15 protein-coding genes are annotated in these 18,065 nt (G+C 66.6%); 9 read left to right on the top strand and 6 right to left on the bottom strand.

What is annotated here, in order from left to right:
• The first annotated feature begins 102 nt into the window (after positions 1-102).
• On the top strand, positions 103-363 hold the full coding sequence (locus Sj15T_RS07540) for a hypothetical protein (protein WP_013040474.1): 261 nt from the start codon (positions 103-105) through the stop codon (positions 361-363).
• Between the two features lie 41 nt (positions 364-404).
• Positions 405-1,916: a L,D-transpeptidase family protein gene (locus Sj15T_RS07535; protein WP_013040473.1), complete on the top strand. Its 1,512-nt coding sequence runs from the start codon at positions 405-407 to the stop codon at positions 1,914-1,916.
• Between the two features lie 245 nt (positions 1,917-2,161).
• On the opposite strand, the gene ruvX is transcribed toward Sj15T_RS07535, so the two are convergent.
• Together ruvX and Sj15T_RS07525 are read right to left on the bottom strand one after the other, a co-directional pair.
• Positions 2,162-2,632: a Holliday junction resolvase RuvX gene (ruvX, locus tag Sj15T_RS07530; RefSeq protein WP_007686471.1), complete on the bottom strand. Its 471-nt coding sequence runs from the start codon at positions 2,630-2,632 to the stop codon at positions 2,162-2,164.
• A gap of 2 nt (positions 2,633-2,634) precedes the next feature.
• A complete protein-coding gene (locus Sj15T_RS07525) occupies positions 2,635-3,765 on the bottom strand; it encodes a DUF3089 domain-containing protein (RefSeq protein ID WP_013040472.1) in 1,131 nt (376 codons plus the stop codon).
• A 107-nt stretch (positions 3,766-3,872) separates the two neighbouring features.
• Here Sj15T_RS07525 and gatC point away from each other — a divergent pair, with 107 nt between their 5' ends.
• The 6 genes from gatC to Sj15T_RS07495 are packed head-to-tail and all read left to right on the top strand — an operon-like array spanning position 3,873 to position 8,826.
• Positions 3,873-4,160, top strand: coding sequence for an Asp-tRNA(Asn)/Glu-tRNA(Gln) amidotransferase subunit GatC (gene gatC, locus Sj15T_RS07520; RefSeq protein WP_007686469.1), 288 nt, complete (start codon positions 3,873-3,875; stop codon positions 4,158-4,160).
• Positions 4,157-5,641: an Asp-tRNA(Asn)/Glu-tRNA(Gln) amidotransferase subunit GatA gene (gene gatA / locus Sj15T_RS07515; protein WP_013040470.1), complete on the top strand. Its 1,485-nt coding sequence runs from the start codon at positions 4,157-4,159 to the stop codon at positions 5,639-5,641. Before gatC ends, gatA begins: the two co-directional genes overlap by 4 nt.
• A gap of 43 nt (positions 5,642-5,684) precedes the next feature.
• Entirely contained in the window at positions 5,685-5,978 is a 294-nt protein-coding gene (locus tag Sj15T_RS07510; RefSeq protein ID WP_007686467.1) for an AbrB/MazE/SpoVT family DNA-binding domain-containing protein, read from the top strand.
• Positions 5,975-6,391 (top strand): type II toxin-antitoxin system VapC family toxin, encoded by a 417-nt coding sequence (locus Sj15T_RS07505; RefSeq protein ID WP_041385954.1) that lies wholly within the window; start codon positions 5,975-5,977, stop codon positions 6,389-6,391. Before Sj15T_RS07510 ends, Sj15T_RS07505 begins: the two co-directional genes overlap by 4 nt.
• A complete protein-coding gene (gene gatB / locus Sj15T_RS07500) occupies positions 6,391-7,893 on the top strand; it encodes an Asp-tRNA(Asn)/Glu-tRNA(Gln) amidotransferase subunit GatB (protein WP_013040468.1) in 1,503 nt (500 codons plus the stop codon). Before Sj15T_RS07505 ends, gatB begins: the two co-directional genes overlap by 1 nt.
• A 48-nt stretch (positions 7,894-7,941) precedes the next feature.
• A complete protein-coding gene (locus Sj15T_RS07495; RefSeq protein ID WP_041386465.1) occupies positions 7,942-8,826 on the top strand; it encodes a hypothetical protein in 885 nt (294 codons plus the stop codon).
• A 387-nt stretch (positions 8,827-9,213) separates the two neighbouring features.
• Here the strand turns inward: Sj15T_RS07495 and Sj15T_RS07490 are convergent, their stop codons facing one another.
• The 4 genes from Sj15T_RS07490 to Sj15T_RS07475 form a co-directional block, all read right to left on the bottom strand.
• Positions 9,214-12,423, bottom strand: coding sequence for an autotransporter domain-containing protein (locus Sj15T_RS07490; protein ID WP_013040465.1), 3,210 nt, complete (start codon positions 12,421-12,423; stop codon positions 9,214-9,216).
• A 102-nt stretch (positions 12,424-12,525) separates the two neighbouring features.
• Positions 12,526-14,970 carry a TonB-dependent receptor gene (locus tag Sj15T_RS07485; protein ID WP_013040464.1) on the bottom strand — a complete coding sequence of 815 codons (2,445 nt, stop codon included), beginning with the start codon at positions 14,968-14,970 and terminating at the stop codon, positions 12,526-12,528.
• Entirely contained in the window at positions 14,954-15,883 is a 930-nt protein-coding gene (locus Sj15T_RS07480; RefSeq protein ID WP_013040463.1) for a FecR domain-containing protein, read from the bottom strand. Before Sj15T_RS07480 ends, Sj15T_RS07485 begins: the two co-directional genes overlap by 17 nt.
• A 55-nt stretch (positions 15,884-15,938) precedes the next feature.
• Complete coding sequence (locus Sj15T_RS07475) at positions 15,939-16,451, bottom strand: sigma-70 family RNA polymerase sigma factor (RefSeq protein ID WP_007688742.1); 513 nt, start codon at positions 16,449-16,451, stop codon at positions 15,939-15,941.
• 346 nt (positions 16,452-16,797) lie between these two features.
• On the opposite strand from Sj15T_RS07475, the gene Sj15T_RS07470 reads away from it, so the two are divergent.
• Positions 16,798-18,003, top strand: a complete 1,206-nt coding sequence (locus Sj15T_RS07470) for a serine hydrolase domain-containing protein (RefSeq protein ID WP_013040461.1) — start codon at positions 16,798-16,800, stop codon at positions 18,001-18,003.
• Positions 18,004-18,065: the final 62 nt, after the last annotated feature.

Here is an 18,065-nt window from a genome sequence, read left to right as displayed (position 1 = left end):
TAATGGAATCCAACCACTCGGCTGGTCGTTACATCCGCGCTGCCTTGCGCAGCTTCCGCAGTCTAGTCGGCGCACGGTCCTCGAAGCGCCAAGGGAGAGGGTATGAAAATCAGCTTATTGGCGCTTCTCGGCGGCACGGCGCTTGCGCTCAGCGCCTGCGCGTCCACCAGCAACGAGCCTGTCGCGCCTGCGCCGCCGGTCGGCCCCGGCGCGATCAGTGGCACTGTCGCGGCGGATCGCAATGGCGACGGCATCGTCGATGGCTATTATTCGCCCGACGGCATGTATCACGAGATTCAAGGGCCGCCCTGTCCGCCGCCCCCGCCGCCTCCGCCGCCCTCGCGTCGCGGAGAACGCGGCTGACAAAGGCATATGTCAGGGCGCGGCGCCGTTGCCGCGCCCCTTTGCTCCATGGCATCCTGCTTCCGGCGCTTGCGCTGGCGGCATGGCCTGCCCAGGCCGCGGCGCAACCGGCCCCTGCCGCGGACGTCCAGCGCACCAGCGTGGCGGCGGAAATCCGTTCGTCCGCGGGCGGCAAGCTGAGGGATTTCTACGCCCCTCGCGGCTATTGGCCGCTCTGGATCGAACGGGGCCGGGTCGGTCCGCAGGCCGACGCCCTGATCGCGCTGATCGAGGGAGCCGATGCGGACGGCTTGAAGCCGAAGGACTATGGCGCCCGCGAACTCAAGGCCCTGGCGAAGGACGCCGATGCCAGCGGCGATCCCCGGCTGCTGGCGCGGGCTGACATCGCCCTGTCCAGGGCCTTCGCCGCGCTGGCAGGCGACATGCGCAAGCCATCGCGCAAGGTGAAGGTGCGCTATCTCGATCCGGAGGTGGAGCCGAAGGACGAGGAACCGAAGGAAATTCTGCGCGCCGCCGCGGTGGCGCCGTCCTTTGTCGATTATGTGCGGTCGATCGGCTGGATGAGCCCCATCTACGTGAAGCTGCGCGAGGCGCGGGCGGACTTCGCCCAGCGCTGGGGCGGCCTGCCGCAAGTGCCGGTGCCGGCCGATGTCAAGTTGCGCCCCGGCATGAAGGCGGGCGCCGCAGCGCTTCGCCGCCGCCTGGGGCTGGCGAGCGGGACCGCCTATGACAAGGCGCTGGTCGCCAGGGTGAAGGCGTTTCAGGGCGACCACGGCCTCAAGCCCGATGGCGTCGCGGGCGCGGCGACCATCGCCGCCCTCAACCGGGGCGACGACCATTATGACCGGCTGATCGCGCTCAACATGGAACGCGCGCGGCTGTTGCCCGGCCCGCAGGTGCGGCATGTGGTGGTGGATGCGGCCTCCGCCCGCCTCTGGTATTTCAGCAAGGGCGCGCAGGACGGCACGATGAAGGTCGTGGTCGGCGCGAAGGAAAGCCAGACGCCGATGATGGCGGGCATGGTGCGATATGCGACGCTCAATCCCTATTGGAACGTGCCGTCCGATCTGGTCGAGCGGAAGCTGGCGCCCCGGATGCTGAACGGCGCTTCGCTGACGAAGCTGCGCTACGAGGCGCTGTCCGACTGGAGCGCCAATGCGCGGAAGCTCGATCCGGCGGCGGTCGACTGGCGGGCGGTGGCGGACGGGCGCACGGAATTGCGCGTGCGGCAGCTTCCCGGCGGCGACAACGCCATGGGGAAGGTCAAGTTCATGTTCCCCAACGACCTTGGCATCTACCTGCACGACACGCCATCCCGCGACCTGCTGGCGAAGCCTGCGCGGCAGTTCAGCAATGGCTGCGTGCGGCTGGAGGATGCGCAGCGGCTGGGACGCTGGTTCTTCGGCAAGCCGTTGAAGCCCGCCAGCGACAAGCCGGAACAGCATGTGCCGCTGCCCCAGCCCGTGCCGGTCTATCTGACCTATTTGACGGCGGTGCCTTTGGAGGATGGAGTGCGGTTTTTGCCGGATGTCTATGGGCGGGATGGGGTTTAGGGCGGCTGGGCTTGTTTCGGGGGTGGGCGGCGCGGGCAATTTGGATGCCGGGAAATGGCCAATTGCGGTCATTAGTTTCCCGTCACCCCGGGCTTGACCCGGGGTCCCGCTTTCTTGTCTGAGCGTCCGCCTCGTCCAAGGCAGCGGGACCCCGGATCAAGTCCGGGGTGACGAATAGGGGAACGTCCGCTCCCCACCCAAAATCACTCGCTTCTCGACTTCGCTCGAAGCGAACGGGGTGGGGGTTAGAACCCCGCCATCAGTCCGTCTATCGCGCCCTGCAATATGTAGCTGGCCGCCAGCTTGTCCACCAGTTCGCCCCTTCGCGCGCGGCTGGCGTCGGCTTCCAGCAGGGTGCGCGTCACCGCCTGCGTCGACCAGCGCTCGTCCCAGAACAGGATCGGCAGGCCCAGGTCCGCGATGTTCCGTCCGAAGGCGCGGCTCGCCTGGCTGCGGGGGCTTTCGCTGCCGTCCAGGTTGAGCGGCAGGCCGATCACCACGCCCTTCACCTGCTGCTGCTCCATGAAGGCGGCGAGGGCGATCTTGTCCTTGCTGAACTTGCCGCGTGAAACCGTGTGGGCCGGGCTGGCGATGGACCAGCCCGCGTCGCACAGCGCAATGCCGATGGTCTTGGTGCCGACGTCCAGCCCGATCAGGCGGCCGCCATGGGGCAGGGCTTCGCGGAAGGCCGCGCGGTCGGCGGTGAGGATGGACATGCTTATTTCTTCAGGAACGCGGCCAGCCGCTGCCTGGCGTCTTCGCGCACATCGGCCCAGAACAGCGCATAGTCATAGACGTGGTAATTATTCCCCGGCAGGGTGAACGGCCCCATGTCCACCGGCTCCCCGATCATCAGCACGCCGCTGGTGTCGCAGCGGGCGGGGACGATGCCGGGGACGATCCGGGTCGGCTTGTCCGCGTCGCGGGCGTCCAGCGTGCCGCGATTGGCGCTGGCCGGTGCCGAGCCGTTGAACGCGCCGGTGATGGGGTTGGTGCAGAGCATGTGCGTGCCCTTGTGCGGCCTGCCGGTGAAGCTGGGCTTGCGCTCGAAACTTTCGATGACGGCGGAAGGATCGGCCGGTTCGGCATAGCTCTGCCAGCTTACGATGCAATGCGCCTGATCGCGCCTGGCGCAGGCGGGGAGGCCGAGGGCAGGCAGGTCGGCCTCGACGGAGATGGGCCAGCCCACGGCGTAAACGGCGGCGATGCGGTCGGTAAGGGATTTGTCCGCCGCCCGTTCGCGCAGCAACTGGAGCAGGTGGCGCGTTCCCTGGCTGTGCGCGGCGAGGATCAGGGGGCCTTGCGGATTGGCCTTGAGGAAAGCGGCGAAGGCCTGCGCGACGTCGCGATAGGCGGCGGCGAGGGATTGTTCTGCGGCGGGCTTGTCGGTCAGGAACGCCCCGTAATTGGCCTGGCGATAGCGCGGCGCCCAGATGGAACCGGCCGCGTTGAAGGCGCTCGCCTGGCTCTGCACGAAGCGCCTGGCGGTGGCGAGCGCTTCCTGATCGTCCAGCCGCATGTTCCAATGGGCGTCGCCCAGCGTGGTGATGTAGGATGTCGGGTGGATGAAGAAGATTGCTGCCTTTTCCGGCGCCTTTGCCGGGGCCGGGACGTCCTTCACGCCCTCCGGCGTCCAGAGCGCCGGATTGTCCTTCACGATGTCGGGCCGGGCGATCCACATCTTCGGATCGTCATAGGCGTTGGCGGGCAGGGGCGGAATCTGCGCGAACGCCTCCCGCGGGACCATCACCGCCCGGATCAACTGCATGCCCCAGAGGCGATAGGCCAGCAATGCCGCGATCACCAGCACGATCAGGCCGGTTACGACATAGAGGAACTTGCGGGCCAACCGGCGCTCTCCATCTGGCTGCGATGCTGATATATCCCTGTCTGGCGCAAGCGCGTCATGCGCGCAAGGACTTGAAGCATGGAGGTGCCGATGGTAGCGGCGGGGCCATGTCGATAGACCTTCAGACCGTGAAAAAGATCGCCAGCCTTTCGCGCATTTCGGTGACCGACGCCGAAGCCGAAGCCATGGTGCCCGAACTCAACAACATCCTGGGCTGGGTGGAGCAATTGGGGGAGGTGGACGTGACCGGCGTGGAGCCGATGACCGCCGTTATCCCCAACAAGCTGCGCCTGCGCGACGATGTCGTCACCGACGGCAATGTCCGCGACCGGGTGCTGGCCAATGCGCCGCAGGCCGAGCATGGCTTTTTCGCGGTGCCGAAGGTGATCGAATGACCGAGCTTACTGATCTGACGGTCGCGGAAATCCGCGACGGTTTCCGCGCGGGCGATTTTTCGGCGCGGGAAGTGGCGGAGGCGTTCAACGCCAATGTCGCCGCCGCCAAGGCGCTCAATGCCTTCATCGTCGAGACGCCGGAAAGGGCGCTGGAAGCGGCCGACGCCGCCGATAGGGCGAAGGCCGCGGGGGAGGCGCTGAAGCCGCTTTCGGGCGTGCCGATCGGCATGAAGGATCTGTTCTGCACCGAGGGCGTGCAGACAACCGCCGCCTCCCACATGCTGGAGGGGTTCACGCCGACCTATGAGTCCACGGTTTCGAAGAAGCTGTGGGATGCGGGCGCTGGCATGCTGGGCAAGCTGAACCTCGACCAGTTCGCCATGGGCTCTTCGAACGAGACCAGCTATTTCGGCAATGTGATCTCGCCCTGGCGGCGTAGCGGCGGCGACAATGCCGCGCTGGCGCCGGGGGGGTCTTCGGGCGGGTCTTCGGCGGCGATTTCGGCGCGGCTCTGCCCGGCGGCGACCGGGACCGACACGGGCGGGTCGATCCGCCAGCCTGCCGCCTTTACCGGCATATCGGGGATCAAGCCGACCTATGGGCGTTGTTCGCGCTGGGGGATCGTGGCTTTTGCGTCTTCGCTCGATCAGGCTGGGCCGATGGCGCGGACGGTGCGGGACAATGCGATCCTGCTGGAGACGATGGCGGGCTTCGATCCCAAGGATTCGACCTCGCTCGACCTGGCCGTGCCGCAGTGGGAAGCCAATTTGTCGAGCGATCTCAAGGGGAAGAAGGTCGGTATTCCCAGGGAATATCGACCCGATGGGTTGAACGCGGAAATCTCCGCCATGTGGGATCGCGGCATCGAATGGTTGAAGGATGCGGGCGCCGAGGTGGTGGACGTGTCCCTGCCGCATACCAAATATGCGCTGCCGACCTATTATATCATCGCGCCTGCCGAGGCGTCCTCGAACCTCGCCCGCTATGACGGCGTGCGCTATGGCCAGCGCGATCTGCCCGATGGGGCGGGCCTGCAGGACATGTATGCCGCGACCCGCGCCGCCGGTTTCGGGCCGGAGGTGAAGCGCCGCATCATGATCGGCACCTATGTGCTGTCGGCGGGTTTCTACGACGCTTATTATACGCAGGCGCAGAAGGTCCGGGCGTTGATCGCGCGGGATTTCGAGCAGGCCTTCGAGAAGTGCGACCTGCTGCTGACGCCGACCGCGCCCAGCGCTTCCTTCGCATTGGGGGAGAAGCAGGCCGATCCGTTGGCCATGTATCTGAACGATGTCTTCACCGTGCCCGCTTCGTTGGCTGGCCTGCCCGCCATGGCGGTGCCGGGCGGGCTGGACTCGCAAGGACTGCCGCTGGGCCTCCAGATCATCGGCAGGGCGCTGGACGAGCAGACCGTGCTGAACGCGGGCCTTGCGATTGAAGAACGCGCAGGCTTTGCGGCGCGGCCGGACAAGTGGTGGTAATGTCCAGGTCGAAGTGTTACCTTGGTAACACTGGAGATTGACGATGAACGCGCCGAGCAAGATCGAAACCGGAACCATGACGAGCAAGGGGCAAATATTGATCCCCAAGGCCATGCGTGACGCCGCTGGTCTGGTTCCGGGGCAACCCTATAAGGTGACGGTCAATGGCGAAGGCCAGGTGGTGGTCACCCCTCTGGGTTTCAGCCTGGAGGAGGCCAGCGAACGGAGCCGGCGGGTGCGTGAAGCCATCATGGCGATCGCCGGAAAATATCCGAATCCGGACGGCATGAGCACGGATGAATATATGCGGGAGATACGGGGTAGTTACGAACCGTGATCCTGATTGATTCAAACGTGCTCATAGATGTTTTCGATCGTGATCCGCAGTGGTTCGACTGGTCGTTCGCCCACATCAATCGCGCCGCTTTCGGAGCCTCTCTGTTCATCAATCCGGTGGTGGTAGGCGAGATCGCGCCACGGTTCGAAGCATTGGCCGATCTCAGGGCCGTCTTGGCCTCCATGCTGATCATGATTGAGCCGCTGACAGACGAAGGCGCATTCCAGGCCGGGCGGGCGTTCGAGGTTCATCGTGCCCGGCGGCAAGCCGGAGCGGCAAAATCCATCCTCGCCGATTTCTTCATCGGCGGGCATGCGCAGGCGGCGGGAGCCACCATTCTGACCCGCGACCCGCGCTTTTACAGAAGCTATTTCCCCGGCGTGTCATTGATCACGCCTTCAGAGGACGACTGATGACCGAATCAACCTATCGCATCCAGGGCGCAACCGGCGAGTGGGAGGTCGTGATCGGCCTGGAGGTCCATGCGCAGGTGACGAGCCAGGCGAAGCTCTTTTCCGGCGCCGCCACGGCTTTCGGGGCGGAGCCGAACACGCAGGTGAGCCTTGTCGACGCGGCCATGCCCGGCATGCTGCCCGTGCCCAATCGCGAATGCATCCGCCAGGCGGTGCGCACCGGCATGGCGATCAAGGCGCAGATCAACAAATGGTCGCGTTTCGACCGGAAAAACTATTTCTACGCCGACCTGCCGCAGGGCTACCAGATCAGCCAGCTTTACCACCCGCTGGTGGGCGAGGGGGAGATCGAGATCAGCCTGGACGACAAGAATCCGGACGCCGAGACCAAGAAGATCGGCATCGAGCGCATCCATGTCGAGCAGGATGCGGGCAAGCTGATGCACGACCAGCATCCCACGCGCTCCTATGTCGATCTCAACCGTTCGGGCGTGGCGCTGATGGAGATCGTGTCGAAGCCCGACATGCGCTCCCCGGCCGAAGCCGGGGCCTATCTGTCGAAGCTGCGGACGATCCTGCGCTATGTCGGCTCGTGCGACGGCAATATGGACCAGGGTTCGATGCGCGCCGACGTCAACGTCTCGGTCCGCAAGCCGGGCGAACCATTCGGCACCCGCACCGAGACGAAGAACGTCAACTCCGTCCGCTTCGTCATGGCGGTGGTCGAGCATGAGGCCAATCGCCAGGTCGACGTGCTGGAGGCGGGCGGCAAGGTGGTGCAGGAAACGCGCCTCTACGATCCGGACAGGAATGAAACGCGCTCCATGCGGTCGAAGGAAGACGCGCATGACTATCGCTATTTCCCCGATCCGGACCTGCTGCCGCTGGAACTGGACGACGCCTTTCTGGAGGAATGCCGCCAGTCGCTGCCCGAACTGCCCGACGCCAAGCGTCGCCGCTATGAGAAGGATCTGGGCCTTAGCGCCTATAATGCCGCCACGTTGACCGCCGACGCCGACACCGCCCGCTGGTTCGAGGCGCTGCTGGCCGAGGGCGCGCGCATCCAGAAGAAGAGCGAGGGCGAGGTGGCCAAGGCTTCGGCCAACTGGCTGCTGTCGGAGCTTTACGGCGCGCTCAATCGTCTGGGCAAGAGCCTGGAGGACAGCCCGGTCGGGCCGGAGGAAGGCGCTGAACTGCTGGCCCTGATCGCGGACGGCACGATCAGCGGCACCATCGCCAAGCAGGTGTTCGAGATCATGCTCGAAACCGGCGACAGCGCGCCCAAGATCGTCGAGGAAAAGGGCCTGAAGCAGACCAGCGACACCGGCGCCATCGAGGCGGCGGTGGCCAAGGTGCTGGCCGACAATGGCGACAAGGTCGAGCAGTATAAGGCGGGCAAGGAGGCGCTGTTCGGCTTCTTCGTCGGCCAGACGATGAAGGCGATGCAGGGCAAGGCCAATCCGCAGGTCGTCAACGAACTGATCAGGAAGGCTTTGAGTTAAGTCATGGGGGCCGGCATGGGGATGCCGGCCTGGTTTCAGGGGGTGGATATGAAAAGGGGGATTTTCGCCGTGGGGCTGTGCCTCGCGGCATGCATCGCGACCGTCGCGGCGCGCGCGGAAACGCTCGACAATGACAGCGTCGTGGCGCTGGTATCGGCCGGTCTGGGGGATGAAGCCGTGATCGCGAAGATCAAGGCTTCGCCCGCCCGGTACAGGCTGTCCACCGAAGACCTCATCGCGCTCAAGAAGAACGGCGTTTCCGGCCCCGTCATCGCCGCGATGATCGAGGCGGGATCGCAGGGCATCACCTCGGCCAAGGCGGCCATGTCGGCGGACTCGCCCGATCCGCTGGTGCCGCATCCTTCCGGCATCTACATGCTGGTCGAAGGCGCGGAGCCTGCCCGCATGGCGCGGATCGATCCCACCATTTCCAACCAGAGCAAGACAGGCGGGATACTGGGCTATGCCTTCACCGGGGGCATCGCCTCGCTCAGCATCAAGGCGGTCATACCCAATGTCAGCGCCCGGATCGCGTCGGGCAAGGCGCGGCCGACCTTCTATTTCTACTTTGACGAGGCCAATCGCAGCCTGTCGCAGGCTGGCGCGCCGTCGCTCTGGCTGGCGGGACCGGCGGCGGCGATCACCTCGCCCAATGAATTCAGCCTGATCCAGTTCGACGTGAAGAAGGGCCGTCGCGAAACCCGCGTCGGCAGCATGAACCTGGGCGGCGCCAAGTCCGGAGTCATGGACAAGGACCGCATCGCCTTCGACTATGAGCAGGTGGCGCCCGGCGTCTTCAAGGTCATGCCGAAGGCGGATCTGGGCGCGGGCGAATATGGCTTCCTCTATTCCGTCAGCGCCGGCTCCGGTCCCGGCATGTGGGGCGGCGGCACGGGCGGCGCGCGGATCTTCGATTTCGCGGTCCGACCTTGAAGCGGTAAAAAAAGGGGCGCTGCCGGGGGAAGGCAGCGCCCCTTCCTTCACTGCCATGACGCCGTTGGGATGCGGCTCATGTCATGGCGGATCGGCGGGCCGGGAGGGTCTGTGGGGTGTGGCCCGCCAATTCAGTGCTGGAGCGGATTCCGATCCGACTGCATCGGATCGGCCGCTCCAGGCTCTTGCTTTGCCGCGTTCCCCAAGTCAGCAGATGATTCATCTGCTTGGAAAACGCTCCAGGCAGCGTGGACAAGTTCAGGACTCGACGGACTGAGCGATTTGGTTGGTTTGCCGTCATTCCCCCTTCCCGGGGTGACGGAAAACTGATGACCGCGCCCGGCCAATTCCACGACATTTTCGAATTTGTCCATGCTGCCTAGGACGTCACAGAATGAAGTTTACCGTCGCCCGCAACGAAAGGGCGACGTGATCTTGCTGTTGTTCCGCCCCGAATTCGCCGCCGACGCGGAAACTTCCAGTGCCGCCGATCAGCCGGGCGCGCCCGGTCCAGCCGCTGGTGCGCTTGTCCGCGACCAGGGTGAAGTCCTCCCCACCGGCGAAGCGGGCGGTGGTGTCGCCCAGTGATCCGCCGATGATCTGGCGCCGTCCCCCTTCCAGCTCGAACCGCATCCAGCCGTCCTCGCGGTCGAGACTGCCGAAGTCGTAACCGACCGTGACGTTGCCGCTGGCGGTCAGTTCGTCGCTGGTGCGCCCGTCGACGATCAGGTCGAAGGCAGCGCCGCCGCCCGTCTCGCCATAGCCGTTTTCCTTCAGCCGGTAATAATCGATGCCGGCCGCCGGACGCAGGGTGAAGCGGTTGAAGCGCATCTCATAGGAGCCGCCCGCCGTCGCGGAGTAGAGCTTGCCCGACCAGTCGCCGTCGGCCGCGCGCACGACGTCGCCGGACTCGAAATGGCGGCTGCCGCGGAAATCGACATGGGCGGCCGACAGGCGGGCGTAGGCCTGGAACGGGCCGAAATCGCCCCGCCAGTGCGCCGCCAGTTCGAACTGGTCGGAATCCACGGCATTGTCGGTGCTGCCCGAAGAGTCGCTGCCATGGATATAGGCGAAGGATGCGCCCAGCGCGCCGATCCCCGTCAGATATTCCGCGCCGAAATTCGCCCCCCAGCCGGTGATGTCGTAGGACGCAGTGTCGCCCAGGCTCTTGGAACTGCCGAACGCCACCTGTTGCAGCCAGAAGCCGAGGCGCCCGTCGTCGGTGCGGTAGATGCCCCCCGGATCGGCCAGGATGCGGGCGGTCGCGCGCGAACCGGCGGTCACCGCCTCGAACGTGCCGCCGGCATGGTCGGGCAGCATCTGTTGCAGATTGGCCTTCAGCGCGTCGCCGTCGGTGATGGCAAGATAGCGGCCCGCAACGGCGCTGTCCTTGTCCAGCGCGTTGAAGATCGCGTCATAGGCCCGCGCCTGCGATCCCGTCAGGCCGAGTTCGGACACGGTCTTGGCGGCGATCGACAGCGTCACTTCCCCCGTCGCGGCGTTGCTGGCGATGCCGCCCTTGAACATATAGGGGATCAGCGTGGTGCTGGACAGGGCGGGCGTGCCGCTCAGCGATCCGGCGCGGACGATGACATAATCGCCCTCCGACCCGACGACGCTGGTCAGGGTCGCCTTGACCTGCGATCCGCTGGCGAAGGTTGCGGCGCCCGCGACATTGTAGAGCGTGTTGGTGCCGTTGGCCGTGTCGACCGTCACGCCGATGACGGAGGATGCGCCGACCGCCAGCGAGCCAAGCGCGACCGCGCCCTTGTTGCCGGCGTTGAGCGTGCCGCCATTCATCGCGACGGCGACATGGCCGGCATTGCCGATCGCGCCGTTGAGCGCGGCGGTGCCGGAAAGGGTCAGGGTCGACGCGCCGCCGCCGAAATCCACGTCGCCATTGATCTGCGCGCTTCCCGACAGGCCCAGGCTGGAGCCGTTCCCGCCCAGCGCGACATTGCCCGCCAAGGTGGAGGAGCCGGAGAGCGCCAGGCTGTTGCTGCCCCCGCCCAGGTCGACATTGCCCGCGATGCCGCCGGCCGAGACGGTCACGACGTCGGCGCCCGACCCCAGCCGCACGTCGCCCGTGATCCTGGGCGCGCTCGCCGTGGCGGAGGCAAGCGACTGCGTCAGGGTGACGCCGCTGCCATTGGCGCTCAGATCGACGGCGACGTTCGACCCGCTCTTGCCCCCAGTCGCGGAGATGGTGCCGCTGTTGGACAGCGACGACACCGTGCCGGAGGAATCGAGGATGGCGACGGCCGCGCCGTCCTTGCTGCTGAGCGCCGTGGCGGAGATGGCGCCGCTGTTGACGATGGCGCGGCTCGTCGCGCCCGCGTCGATCACCAGCGCGCGCGCCAACGTGCCGGCGACGCTGGATCCGGTCGCGCTCACCGCGCCGCCCACCTGGATGGTGTCTGCCGTGGCCCCGCTGCCCAGGCGAATGGCCGTCGCATTGCTGTCATGGGACGCAGCGCCGACCGACCCAGACACCAGCAGGCCCTTTGCCAGCGTGACGTCGCCGCCCAGCCCGCCAATGGCCAGGCCATTGGCGCTGACGCCGTTATAGACGCCCTGTCCTGTGATCGTCCCCTTGACGATCAGGCCATAGCCGGAACTGTCCGCGGCCACCGGACCGATGGTCGTGGCCGCCGTGGCCGAACCGATCCGCACGGCGGCGGCGGAGCCGTAGGCGATGATATTGGCGGAGCCTTCGCTGGCGTCGGTCAGCCCGTCATTGTCGACGTCGGGCTTGCTGCTGTCGAGCGTCGGCGGAATGTCGAAGATGACGCCGCCCGTGACATTGCCGGCGATCGTCACCGCCGATCCGCCCTGAAGCAGATCGTCCGCGTCCAGCTTGGAAACGTCGCTCGGACGCGAAATATAGCGATAGCCGGTGCTGGTGATCGTTCCCTGGATCTTCACCGCTCCGGTCACGTCCCCTTGCAGGGCGAGGCCGGTGCTGTTGGCGCCCGTGACCGCCGTCGTCCCGCGGATGGTGACATTGCCGGTGATCGCATTGGCGAGCACGCCATGGCTATTGTCGCCCACCACGCTGGTGGAGCCGCTGGTCGACAGATTGCCGGTCAGCGGCGCGTCGATGCGGATGCCGGCGGACTGATTGCCTTCGATGGTGATGGTGCCGCTGCTGTCGATATTGCCCATATGCGCCGCGCCCGACTGGACCCAGATGCCGTTGCGGTTCGAACCCTTGGCGAAGGGGCCGTCCAGGTCGCCGTCCTTGTCGTCATCGGCGGGCGTATAATCCTCGTCCAGGGTGATCGTGCCGCTATGGCTGATAGTGCCGCTGGTGCCCGCGACGGCGCGAATGCCGGTCGCGCCGTCCGCTCCGGAAATCTTCAGCGTGCCGGCATTGCCGACCTTGTTGTTGCTGTCCTGGGTGATGGCGGTGCCGCCGGTCAGGGTGATCGATCCTGCCGAACTGACCGTCACGTCATCGGCGGCGCCATTGGCGACGGTCGAGGTGCGGACGGCGGTGGTGGTGGAGGAACCGATGGTGGTTTCCGCCGCCGCATCGGCCACCGACAGGGCGGCCAGAACGGGAGCGATGGCCGTGCAGGCCAGTAGATTGCGCATGATGTCTCCTCTGCGTGCCGCGCCTCTTTCCGATGAGCGCGCATGCGGCGAAGACGGCGCGGGAACGCCTGTCCCGTCCGTTAAAAATAATGCGATGCAGGATCAGAAGGCAAAATCCAGCCCCAGCCGGACAGTGCGCGGACGCAGCGGCGTCACATAATCCCCGCTGAGGTCGAAGGGCGTGCCCAGCGAGAAGCGGTTGCCGCTGCTGTCGAGCAGGTTGGCGAGGGACAGCGACCATTGCACCGTCCCATGCGTCAGCGCGGCGGTGAACGCCGTGTCCACATAGTCGCCCTGTTCCCGGCCCAGCAGCGGCCCGACGCCCAGCCGCGACTTGCCGACATAGCGGGCCGACCCGCTGAGTTGGAGCCGCATCTCCCCGCCCACCGGCGCGCGATAGTCGAAGCCGATGCGGCCGCCCCAATTGGCGACATTGGGCAGGCTCAGCGACTGCCCCTCATAGGACAGCAGGCGCAGGAATTGCGCCGGGCGGCTGAGGCGGCTGTCATTGTAGATGATGCTGCCGTCCAGCGTCAGGCGCGGCGCGGGGCGGATGGCGACGCGCCCCTCCACCGTGTAGATGCGCCCGTCCCCGATATTGGCGGTGGTGGGAATGCCGATCCGGTCGGTGACGTCGGCCTGGATGTCCCGCCACCTGGTATAGGCGAGATTGCCGGTGAGCGCGACCGGATCGACGCCCGGCACGCCCCTGCGGAAGCCCAGTTCCAGCGTGGACGCGCGGTCGTTGCGGAACCGCTGGATATGCTGGTCGTCGACCGCCAGCCCGCCGGGACGGAAGCCCTGCTGGAACCGGGCATAGACGGTCATTCCCGACAGGGCGTCGGTCAGCAGGGAGAAGGAGGGGAGGAAGATCGTCTCGCTCCGGTTCGCCTGCGCCTCCGCCTTCGCGATGGCGGCCAGGGACAACAGGGCGATGGGGTCCAGCACCTCGCCGGTCAGGCGGCTGTTGGTCAGCCGGCCGCCCACCGTGGCGATCAGGCCGCGCATGGGTTCGAACGACGCCTCGCCAAAGAGCGTCGCCTCCCGGATGCGGTTGTGCACGCCGGTCGATGTGGCGGGCATGCCGCGCCCGTACATCGGCACGCCGGGGATGACCTGCGGCTGCATCAGGTCCGTGCCGTAGGAAGTCAGCGAGCGCTGAATGTCCGACGTGCTTTCCAGATAGGATGCGCCCAATATCCAGCCCAGCCCATTGTCCAGGTCGCGGACGATGCGGTTTTCGGTCGAGAAGATGTCGACCTTGTTCCTTTGCCGGAACAGGGCGGCGGGCGCGTCCGCCCCGGCCATCTCATAGGGCGTCGCGTCGTAGCTTTCCGTCAATATGTTGCGCACGAAGCCGGTGGAGGAGACGAAGCGCAGATCGTCCCACTGCCGCTCTACCCTCAGGTTGGCGAGCGCATAGTCGGACGAATAGGGCTGGGCGACGGCGGAGGCGCGCTTGAGGTCGCCGATCTCCTTGGCGGCATATTGCGCATCGTCGCCCTCGATCCGCTGGAAGACCCCGGTGAGGTCGATGGTCCAGTCCTCGTCCGGCGCGAAACGCAGCGCGGCGCGGCCGCCATGGGTGCGGATGCGGTTGACGTCATGCCTGTCGCGCAGCACATCGTCGATATAGCCGCCGTCCTGCACGCCATAGCCGACGACGCGCAGCGCGATCTTCTCCGTCACGACCGGCAGGTTGATCGTCGCGGCCAGGTCGCCGCCCGGATCGCCATGCTGCGTCGCGCTGAGCCCGGCGGAGATCTGCCCGCCGGCGCGAACCAGGTTGGGCGCATTGGGGATCATGCGCACGATGCCGCCCAGCGATCCCGCGCCGTAGAGCGTGCCTTGCGGCCCTTCCAGTACCTCCACGCCCTGCATGTCGTAGAGTTTCAGGTCAGGGTCCGGCGCGGCATAGTTGAGCCGCATGTCGCCCAGATATTGTCCCGTCGTCGCCTGGGTCGGCCCGGCCACGCCGGAGTCCGCGATGGCGCGGATGAACAGCTTGTTGCGGCCCGCGCCCGCATGGGTGGAACTGAGGCTCGCCACGCGGAAGATCAGGCTGGCCGTGCCGCCCGCCGCTTCCCCGGCGGTGAAGGCGTCGTCGCCCACCGCATCGACCATCCCGGCATAGCGGGGCAGCGGGATGTCGCGCTTGGACGCGGTGACGATGATCTCGGCCGGTTCGGGCGCGGCTTGCGGAACGGGTTGGGCGATGCGGGCGCGGGGCTGTTCGCGCGCGACGGGCGCTCGCACGATCCGCCAGGTGGTCGCGTCGATCCGCCGGATGCTGGCGCCGCTGCCCTTGACCAGGCGCTTGAGCGCGGCTTCCACCGTCATGCGTCCTTCCACGGCGGGAGTGGCCATGCCCGCCAGCGACTGGTCCGACATGCCGATGCTGGCGCCGGTCTGGCGGCCGAGCGCTATCGCCGCCTCGCCCAGCCGTCCGGGGGCGATGCTGATCTGCTGTCTTTCCGCCGCTTGCCCAGGCGAAGCGGCCATCATGGCGAGGGCGGCGACGAACAGGACGTCAGCGTGGCGGGCCATCCCCCTCCCTCAACAGCCAGCCGTCGCCCTGCCTGACGGCGCCGAGGCCCATCAGCGGCGCCGCCTGGCCAAAGAAGCGCGCCGGGTCGCGGTCCAGGCGGATCGTGCCGGTGAAGCGCATCGCCCCCGCGCCGGGCGTGGCGGTGAGCCGGACGCCCAATGAACGGGCGATGTCGGCGCTGATCTGCGTCACCGGGGCATTGGCGTAGGTAAGGCGGCCCTGACGCCAGCTCGCGACGGCGTCGGGCGCGATGTCCATGACGCGCAGGCCGTTCTCGTCGTCCATGAGGGCGCGGCCGGCGGGCAGGGCGATGGCTTCCGCCTTCGGATTGTAGATGACCTCGCCCTCCGACACGCCGATGCGGGTCGCATTGCCGGTGCGGACGATGTTGAAGACGGTGCCCGCATCCTCGAACAGCGCGTCGCCCACGGTCACGCGGAAGGGGTTTTTCGCGTCATGCCGGACGGTGAAGGCCGCCTCGCCGCTGTCGAGCGCCGCGAAACGCGGGTCATGCCGGTCGAAGCGCATGGTCGTGCCGCCGTTCATCTCGACGCGGGTGCCTTCGTCCAGCGCGATGGTGCGGGTTTCGCCCGGCCGCGTGGCGACGGTATAGATGTCCGGCCGGTTCATCAGGCCAACCGAAACCACCCCGACCAGCGCGGCCGCGACCGCGCCCCCCGCCAGCCAGCGCATCGGCCTCCAGCCTCGCGGTCCGGCGTCGTTGGCGGGCATGGCGATGGTGACAGGTTCGGCCGGAACGATGTCCGCCAGATCGCCGTCCGCCGCCATCAGCGTATCATAAGCGGGCGCATGCGCGGGATCGGCCTCCAGCCACGCGGTGAAGGCTTCCCAATCGGCAAATTCGGGATCGCGCGTGCGGATGACCCATCCGAGCGCCTCCTCGTTCATCATGGCTCCAGCCCTGTTCATGTCAGCCCCTCATCTGAGCCAGACGCCGCCGCGATCCTCATTCCGTATCCATTTTTCGCTTGAGGGCGATCATGGCGCGATAGGCCTTTTGCAGATCCTTCTCCACGGTGGTGAGGCTGACGCCCAGTTCCTCCGCGATCAGCCTTTGTCCGACCCCCTCCAGGCGGAAGCGGCGGAACACCAGTTCCACCCTTGGCCCCAGGGATTGCAGCACGGCACGCGCCTCCTCCAGCCGCTCGTTCAGGATTAGCCGTTCGTCGACGGCGACGTCCTCCGACGGGTCGGCCATCACGCCGCCCGCGCCCTCCGCCCAATCCTGTTCGCGCCGTTCCCGCCGGGTGGCGGACCGATAGCGGTCGAGCATCAGGTTGTTCGCCATGCGGTAGAGATAGGGGAGGGGGTCGGCGACCGGCCCCAGATCCTTCTCCTCCAGCTTCATCCACATGTCCTGCAACAGGTCCTCGGACTCGTCGCCCGCGCCGCGTGCGCGCAGGAACCGCAGCAGGGCGGGCCGGTTGTGCAGGAATATGGCGGAAAGGCCGGTAGCCATGAAGAACTTGCGTCCAATGGGATCAGGCGGTTGGCATAAAGGGACGATGAAGCCCTGGCAACGGGCAAGCGGGGAAGGGGCGATTGGGGGTGTCGGTGAAGGGCCATTCGCGGACGTTAGATTCCTCCCTACGCGAAGCGTGGGGAGGGGGACCGGCCGAAGGCTGGTGGAGGGGAAATGGCGTGACCTGCGTATTTTCCCCTCCACCACCGCTTTCAGCGGCGGTCCCCCTCCCCATCTCTTGATGGGGAGGAATAGGATAAGTCCGCTTTATACCACCACTCAGGAATGACGGTGATGGAATGAACGTCCTTTTCTGCCATATGAAGGGCCGGCAGGAGGATCGATGGAGCTTACAGGGCAGGTGGACGCGGAGGCAGCGCAGGCGGCGGGCATGGACGCCGGGAAATTGCAGGCGTTGGCCGACATCCTTCACGACCACTATGTCGCTCCCGGCAAGCTGCCCCATATGCACTTGCTGGTGTCGCGGGACGAGCAACCGATCATGTCGGTCCACAGCGGCATTGCGCGGGCGACGGGAGAGCCGCTGGCCGAGGACGCGCTCTACCGCATCGCCTCCATGACCAAGCCGGTGACGTCGGTCGCCTTCATGATGCTGGTGGAGCAGGGGCTGGTGGCGCTGGACGATCCGGTGACGAAGATATTGCCGGAATTCGCCGACCTTGCCGTCGGCGCCGATGGAACCGGGCGGATGCGGCGGCCGATGCTGATGATCGACCTGCTGCGCCATACGTCCGGCCTTACCTACGGCTTGCAGCGGCAGACCGCCATCGATGCGCGCTACCGCGATCTTGGCCTCGACGAGTTCCAGCAGAAGCGCGGTTCCGACGAGTTCATCGCCGCGCTCGCCGCGTTGCCGCTGGAATTTTCGCCGGGCGAGCGCTGGAATTATTCTGTGTCCACCGACGTGCTGGGCGTCGTGGTGGAGCGGCTGGCCGGCCTGGACCTGGAGCGCTGCTTTCAGGAGCGCATCTTCGATCCGCTGGGCATGCCGGACACCTTCTTCGAACTGCCGGAGGGCCGGGTGGAGCGGATGACGGACGCCTGGCAATGGGGACCGGACGGCACGCTGTCGCTTTACGACCGGGGCGCCCGCAGCGGGTGGCGCAGGCCGCTCAGGCTGCGTTCGGGCGGCGGGGGCCTCATTTCCTCCGTCGCCGATTACCACCGCTTCGCCCGGATGCTGCTGCGCGGCGGCGAACTGGACGGCGCGCGGCTGCTGAAGCCGGAAACGGTCGCGGCGATGCACGCCAATCACCTGCCGGGCGGGGCCGACCTTTCCAGCCTGTCCTCCTCCATGTTCAGCGAGGCGGACTATGCGGGCGTCGGTTTCGGCCTCGGCTTCGCGACGGACCTGCGGACGCGGGAATATTATTGGGGGGGCGTCTTCTCGACCTTCTTCTTCATCGATCCGGCGGAGCGGCTGATCGGCATTTTCATGACCCAGCATTTTCCCTCCAGCATCCATCCGGTTCGTCGCGAGTTGAGGCAGGGTATTCGCAACGCCATCATCGAAAGCCGGGCCGATTAATTGCTGCGCTGCAAAATTTGCTGTTGGCGAGCGTCGGGAGGGCGTGCCATCATCGCGCCCGG

Origin of the sequence: Sphingobium sp. TA15, from assembly GCF_037101235.1 — a bacterium.
In the GTDB taxonomy this organism is placed as follows: domain Bacteria; phylum Pseudomonadota; class Alphaproteobacteria; order Sphingomonadales; family Sphingomonadaceae; genus Sphingobium; species Sphingobium indicum.
Note: the sequence above shows the minus strand (reverse complement) of the source record. Positions and strands in the feature narration are given on the sequence as shown.